5 protein-coding genes are annotated in these 6,530 nt (G+C 71.3%); 3 read left to right on the top strand and 2 right to left on the bottom strand.

Annotated features, from left to right (window positions below):
- A partial coding sequence (locus HY68_RS13220) for a helicase-associated domain-containing protein (RefSeq protein ID WP_198533263.1) occupies positions 1 to 1,137 on the top strand: 1,137 nt, incomplete at its 5' end.
- A 115-nt stretch (positions 1,138 to 1,252) separates the two neighbouring features.
- Here the strand turns inward: HY68_RS13220 and HY68_RS40680 are convergent.
- Positions 1,253 to 1,993, bottom strand: coding sequence for a VanZ family protein (locus HY68_RS40680; protein WP_241778560.1), 741 nt, complete (start codon positions 1,991 to 1,993; stop codon positions 1,253 to 1,255).
- A 187-nt stretch (positions 1,994 to 2,180) separates the two neighbouring features.
- Here HY68_RS40680 and HY68_RS13210 point away from each other — a divergent pair, with 187 nt between their 5' ends.
- On the top strand, positions 2,181 to 3,824 hold the full coding sequence (locus HY68_RS13210; protein WP_041988397.1) for a DNA repair helicase XPB: 1,644 nt from the start codon (positions 2,181 to 2,183) through the stop codon (positions 3,822 to 3,824).
- Positions 3,825 to 3,858: 34 nt separating this feature from the next.
- Here HY68_RS13210 and HY68_RS43715 read toward each other — a convergent pair whose 3' ends face one another.
- Positions 3,859 to 4,029 carry a hypothetical protein gene (locus HY68_RS43715; protein WP_198533262.1) on the bottom strand — a complete coding sequence of 57 codons (171 nt, stop codon included), beginning with the start codon at positions 4,027 to 4,029 and terminating at the stop codon, positions 3,859 to 3,861.
- A gap of 365 nt (positions 4,030 to 4,394) precedes the next feature.
- Between HY68_RS43715 and HY68_RS13205 the strand changes: the two genes are divergently transcribed.
- On the top strand, positions 4,395 to 6,389 hold the full coding sequence (locus tag HY68_RS13205) for an ATP-binding domain-containing protein (RefSeq protein ID WP_107070179.1): 1,995 nt from the start codon (positions 4,395 to 4,397) through the stop codon (positions 6,387 to 6,389).
- Positions 6,390 to 6,530: the final 141 nt, after the last annotated feature.

The raw sequence follows: 6,530 nt of genomic DNA, 5'->3' as shown, positions 1-6,530 counted from the left end.
GCGGGCCGGCCCGAGGACCTGCGGTCCAGGCTGGCCGCCTGGACCCTCGGCGACGCCGAACTGCTGGGCGTCACCGGGCGCGGAGCGCTGTCGTCACAGGGCCGCGCGCTGCTGACACCCCCCGGCGCCGCGTCCGGCACCGCATCCGCCGCCGACCCCGGCGCCCCCGCCCTCACCGACGCCGAACTCTCCGCCGCCACCCAGCGCGCCGCCCACGCGCTCGCCCCGCTCCTTCCCGAACCCCTCGACCACGTCCTCCTCCAGGCCGACCTCACCGCCGTCGCCCCCGGCCCGCTGCTGCGCCCCCTGGCCGAACTCCTCTCCGTAGCCGCCGAGATCGAGTCGAAGGGCGGCGCGACCGTCTACCGGTTCACACCCGGATCCGTACGGCGCGCACTCGACGCCGGACAGACCGCCTCCGACCTGCACGAATTCCTCAAGACGCACAGCCGTACGCCCGTACCGCAGCCGCTCTCCTATCTCATCGACGATGTGGCCCGCAGACACGGCCACCTGCGGGTCGGCGCCGCGTCCGCGTACGTACGCTGCGACGACGACGCGCTGCTCGGCGAGATCCTCGCCGACAAGCGGTCGCAGGGACTGCGGCTGCGGCGCATCGCCCCGACGGTGCTGGCCGCACAGGCCGACCCGACGACGCTGCTCGAAGGCCTCCGGTCGATGGGCCTCGCGCCCGCCGCCGAGTCCGCCGAGGGCGACGTACTGATCACCCGGGCCTTCGCCCACCGCACCCCGGCCCGCACCGCCCCCGCCCCGGTCCCCGACGGCCCACGCGCCCCCGAACCCGCGCTGCTGGGCGCTGCGGTGAAGGCGATCAGGGCCGGCGACCTGGCGGCGACGGCCGTCCGTAAACCGGGCTCGGAACCGGTGGCCACCGGCGACCTGCCCCGGACGAACGCGGCCGAGACCCTGGCCACCGTCCAGGCGGCGGCGATGACCGGCGCGACCATCTGGATCGGCTACGTCAACGTGGACGGCGCGGCCAGCCAGCGCGTCATCGCCCCGGTACGGGTCGAGGGCGGCTTCGTCACCGCGTACGACCACACGGCGGACGTCGTACGAACCTTCCCCCTGCACCGCATCACAGGAGTAGCCGAACTGGCCGACGACCCGGCCTGACGAACTCGCGACGGACATGAAGGAAGCCGTGGTGCGATCCAGGACGGATCGCACCACGGCTTCGTTCATGTCCCTATGCGTACCAGCGACCACTGACAACGGGCGTTCGCCCAGGTCAACGCCTGGATCGTGCCAAACGGTTGATCCGTTCGCTCCACGAGGGGGCCTCGACCTTGGCGGATGTCGCCTTGGGGGTGAGTTTGGGCTTGGCGGTCTTCGGCTTCGTGAGCGTCTTCGTACTCGCCTTCGTCGTGCCCGCCTTCGTCGTGCCCGCCTTCGTCGTCGGCTTCGACTTCGACTTCGGCCGCAGCCTGGAGGCCGGCCCGCGCTCCGTCTTCGTGTCCACCGTCGTCTTCGGCTCGGAACGCTCCGAACGGGCCGACCGCTTCGTCCGCTCCGACCGCTTCTGCGAATCCCTCTCCACCGGCGCCACACCCAGCGAGTGGTACTTGCGGCCGATACGGCGGCCCAGCAGCAGGTACCCGATCAGCGCACCGCTCGTGTTCATGATCACGTCGTCCACGTCGAAGGCGCGGCCCTCGACGATCGAGCCCTGCGCCAGCTCCACCAGCACCATGACCACGGCCGTCAGCAGCACGACCCGGATCATCCGCAGCCTGCGCGGCACGAGCACCGGCAGGATCAGCCCGAAGGGCACCCCCATCACGATGTTGCCGCCTATCTGCTTGCAGGCGGCCAGGAAGGTGTAGTCCTCCAGGTACTGCCGCAGCGAGCGGCCCGGGTGCAGGTTCGATCCGGCGATCTGCGCGGAGGCGGGCGAGGGGGTCAGCGTCAGCTCCGCCAGGACGACGGAGAAGGCGACCAGCGCGACGAAGGCCACCACAAGTATCAGCACTCTTAAGGCGGTTCGGCGCCATGGATTTCTGGCCGGGGCGGCGACTCCGGACGTGGCCCGTTCCGTTTCAGCGGTCATGACACCCTGCTGCCCGCACAGCGCCCGGATAAGCGGTTGGGAGCGCACCGCCCCGTATCGGTTCCCGATGCGCGACACTGGACGTTTGGCATACGGAAAGGGCGCCGCTGTGAATGGACCTCTCATCGTCCAGAGCGACAAGACACTGCTGCTCGAGGTCGACCACGAACAGGCTGACGCCTGCCGCCGCGCCATCGCTCCGTTCGCCGAGCTGGAGCGGGCCCCCGAGCACATCCACACCTACCGGCTGACCCCGCTCGGGCTGTGGAACGCGCGCGCGGCCGGGCACGACGCCGAGCAGGTGGTCGACGCGCTGGTGGAGTTCTCCCGCTATCCCGTTCCGCATGCCCTGCTCGTGGACGTCGCCGAGACGATGGCGCGCTACGGGCGGCTCACGCTCTCCAAGCACCCCTCGCACGGTCTGGTGCTGACCTCGACCGACCGCCCGGTGCTGGAGGAGATCCTCCGCTCCAAGAAGGTCGCGCCGCTGGTCGGCACGCGGATCGACCCGGACACCGTCGCCGTCCATCCCTCCGAGCGCGGCCAGATCAAGCAGACGCTGCTGAAGCTCGGCTGGCCCGCCGAGGACCTGGCCGGTTACGTCGACGGCGAGGCGCACGCGATCGAGCTGCACGAGGAAGGGTGGGCGCTGCGCCCGTACCAGAAGCAGGCCGTGGAGAACTTCTGGCACGGCGGCTCCGGTGTGGTCGTGCTGCCCTGCGGCGCGGGCAAGACCCTGGTGGGCGCCGGTGCGATGGCGCAGGCCAAGGCGACGACGCTGATCCTGGTGACCAACACCGTCTCGGCCAGGCAGTGGAAGCACGAACTGGTGAAGCGCACCTCGCTGACCGAGGAGGAAATCGGCGAGTACAGCGGTACGCGCAAGGAGATCCGCCCGGTCACCATCGCCACGTACCAGGTGCTGACGACGCGCCGTAAGGGCGTCTATCCGCATCTGGAGCTGTTCGACTCGCGCGACTGGGGGCTGATCCTCTACGACGAGGTGCATCTGCTGCCCGCGCCCGTGTTCAAGTTCACCGCCGACCTCCAGGCGCGCAGGCGGCTGGGGCTCACGGCCACGCTGGTACGGGAGGACGGCCGCGAATCGGACGTGTTCTCGCTGATCGGCCCGAAGCGTTTCGACGCGCCGTGGAAGGAGATCGAGGCGCAGGGCTACATCGCGCCCGCCGACTGCGTCGAGGTACGCGTCAATCTCACGGACAGCGAACGGCTCGCGTACGCGACGGCCGAGACCGAGGAGAAGTACCGCTTCTGCGCGACGACGGCGACGAAGCGGAAGGTGACCGAGGCGCTGGTGCGCAAGCACCAGGGCGAGCAGACCTTGGTCATCGGGCAGTACATCGACCAGCTCGACGAGCTGGGTGAGCATCTGGACGCGCCGGTCATCAAGGGCGAGACGAGCAACGCGCAGCGCGAGAAGCTCTTCGATTCGTTCCGGCAGGGCGAGATCTCGGTGCTGGTGGTGTCGAAGGTCGCGAACTTCTCGATCGACCTGCCGGAGGCGACGGTCGCGATCCAGGTGTCCGGGACGTTCGGCTCGCGCCAGGAGGAGGCGCAGCGGCTCGGCCGGGTGCTGCGTCCGAAGGCGGACGGGCACGAGGCGCGGTTCTACTCGGTCGTCGCGCGGGACACGATCGACCAGGACTTCGCCGCACACCGGCAGCGCTTCCTGGCCGAGCAGGGTTACGCGTACCGCATCATCGACGCGGACGAGCTGCTGGCCGGGAACTGATCCGGGGGCGGACCGACCACGGGCCGGCCGGGCGTCAGCGGCGCTTGACGCCCGCTTCTTCGGCGAACTCGCCGAGTACGGCCACGCCGATCGCGGCGCTGACGAACGACTTGACCGCGCGCAGCGCGCCGCCGAGCCGGGGAGTGGAGTGGCCGGCGGCGGTTGCGGCCGCGCCGTGCGTGGGAGTGAAGGTCGTTGTGGTCATGTGTCCAGCATGGCCGCGGGGCCCGTCCCCGGCATCGCTCCGCAGATTGAACCGTACGGTCGGCCGCGTATGCCCTGAGTCGTACGGCATCCCCTACGGGACGGAGGCGGCCGTGTAGTCCTCACGGGAGTCGCCGCCGGAAAAGCATTCGCGCCGTACGTGGGCCGCTGACTAGAATCTCCCCCTTCCCCGCCTCCCTCTGCGGAGTGCCGCTGTCCGGACGGAAACCGGACGGCCGCCCTTGACGTGTACCACTCCCCGGAGGCAGCACCGTGCCCGCGCACGCCCCTGAATCAACACCCGGCCCCGGTCCGCTCGAACGGGAACGGGCCCATCTCCTTGCCTCGCGCGCCGCGCTGCGCGCCATGCGCGAGGACGTGAAGTCCCTCGACATCCGCGACGTGACGGCGAACTGGGTCAACGCGGCCGCCCTGGAGGCGCAGATCGAGGACCGCATCAAGGCGCTCGCCGATCTGTCCCACACCCCGCTCTTCTTCGGCCGGCTCGACTATCTGCACGCGGTCGGCGCCGAGCAGGCCGAAGGCGCCGAGGGCGAGCGCTTCTACATCGGCAGACGGCATGTGCACGACGCGGACGGCAACCCGATGGTCGTCGACTGGCGCGCGCCCGTCTCGCAGCCGTTCTACCGCGCGTCGAAGAAGGACGCGCTGGACGTGGGGCTGCGCCGCCGCTTCGGTTACACGTCGGGCGAGCTGACCGCGTACGAGGACGAGCATCTGTCCGACCCGGCCGAGGCGGCCACGTCGAGCAAGCTGCTGCAGGCCGAGATCGAACGGCCGCGCGTCGGCCCGATGCGGGACATCGTGGCGACGATCCAGCCCGAGCAGGACGAGATCGTCCGCTCCGGGCTCAGCGGCAGCGTCTGTGTCCAGGGAGGGCCCGGCACCGGCAAGACCGCCGTGGGGCTGCACCGGGTGGCGTATCTGCTGTACGCGCACCGCGAACGGCTGGCCCGTACCGGCACGCTCGTCATCGGTCCTAACGCGTCCTTCCTGCACTACATCGAGCAGGTGCTGCCCGCCCTGGGCGAGCTGGAGGTGAAGCAGGCGACGGTCGACGAGCTGGTCGGTTCGGCCGTGCAGGTACGGGGTACGGACGCGGCGCCCGCCGCCGTCGTCAAGGGGGACGCGCGGCTGGCGGAGGTGCTGCGGCGCGCGGTGCGCTCGCACGTGTCGATGCCCGTCGAGCCGCTGGTGGTGGTGCGCGGTTCGCGGCGCTGGCGGGTCCCCGCGTACGAGATCGAGGAGCTGGTCCGGCAGTTGCTGGACCGCGACATCCGCTACGGGGCGGCGCGCGAGGCGCTGCCGCAGCGCATCGCGCATGCCGTGCTGGTCCGGATGGAACAGGCGGGTGAGGCGCCGGACGACCGGGTGCAGGACGCCGTCGCCCGTAATCCCGCGGTGAAGGCCGTGGTCAAGGCGGTCTGGCCGCCGGTCGATCCGGCGAAGCTGGTGCTGCGGCTGCTGTCCGACGCGGAGTTCCTCGCCGAGCACGCGGAGGGGCTGCTGACGGCGGACGAGCAGCGGACGATCCTGTGGGAGAAGCCGGTGCGGAGCCTGAAGTCGGTGAAGTGGTCGCCCGCCGACGCCGTGCTGATCGACGAGGTGGGCGATCTCGTGGCCCGTACGCACTCGCTGGGGCATGTGGTCCTCGACGAGGCGCAGGACCTGTCCCCGATGCAGTACCGCGCGGTGGGCCGGCGCTGCTCGACAGGGTCGGCGACGGTGCTGGGGGATCTGGCGCAGGGGACCACGCCGTGGGCGACGGGCAGCTGGGCGGAGGCGCTGAAGCATCTGGGCAAGTCGGAAGCGGTGGTGGAGGAGTTGACGGCGGGCTTCCGTGTGCCGCGCGAGGTGATCGCGTACGCGTCGCGGCTGCTGCCGGTGATCTCGCCGGGGCTGGCCGAGGTGGAGTCGGTGCGTGAGTCGCCGGGCTCGCTGTCGGTGCGTACGGCGGCCGGCGGCCTGGACGACGCGGTGGTGGCGGCGTGCGTGGAGTCGCTGACGCACGAGGGGTCGACGGGCCTGATCGCGGCGGACGCGCGCATCCCGGCGCTGGCGAAGGCGCTGACGGCCGCGGACCTGCCGTATCTGTCGCCGGGCGAGGAGACGACGGCCGAGTCGCGGCTGACGCTCGTACCCGCCTCGCTGGCCAAGGGACTTGAGTACGACTACGTCGTCCTGGACGAGCCGGCGGCCGTGGTCGCGGGCGAGCCGGACGAGCGCACGGGGCTGCGACGGCTGTACGTGGCGCTGACCCGTGCGGTGTCGGGGCTGATCGTGCTGCACGGGGAGCCGCTGCCGGAGGCGCTGGCGGCGGCCGGAGTCACAAGTCCCTGACGGCTGCCGGGAGGGCGGCCACGCCCTCCGCGATGTCCGTGCGGGTGCTCGCCGCGTAGCCGAGGACGCCGCGCGCGAGCGCCGCAGCGCCGTGCACCGTCGCCTGCGGGAGGTGCGCGCCGATCGCCGCCGTCATGGCGT

Source organism: Streptomyces sp. AcH 505 (assembly GCF_000818175.1).
GTDB lineage: Bacteria > Actinomycetota > Actinomycetes > Streptomycetales > Streptomycetaceae > Streptomyces.
The sequence above is the reverse complement of the archived record's forward strand: the minus strand, read 5'-3'. Positions and strand labels throughout refer to the sequence as shown.

Coding starts and splice junctions, on each gene's coding strand:
- HY68_RS13205 (WP_107070179.1), top strand. CDS start 4,395: ATGCGCGAGGACGTGAAGTCCCTCGACATCCGCGACGTGACGGCGAAC.
- HY68_RS43715 (WP_198533262.1), bottom strand. CDS start 4,029: ATGACCACAACGACCTTCACTCCCACGCACGGCGCGGCCGCAACCGCC.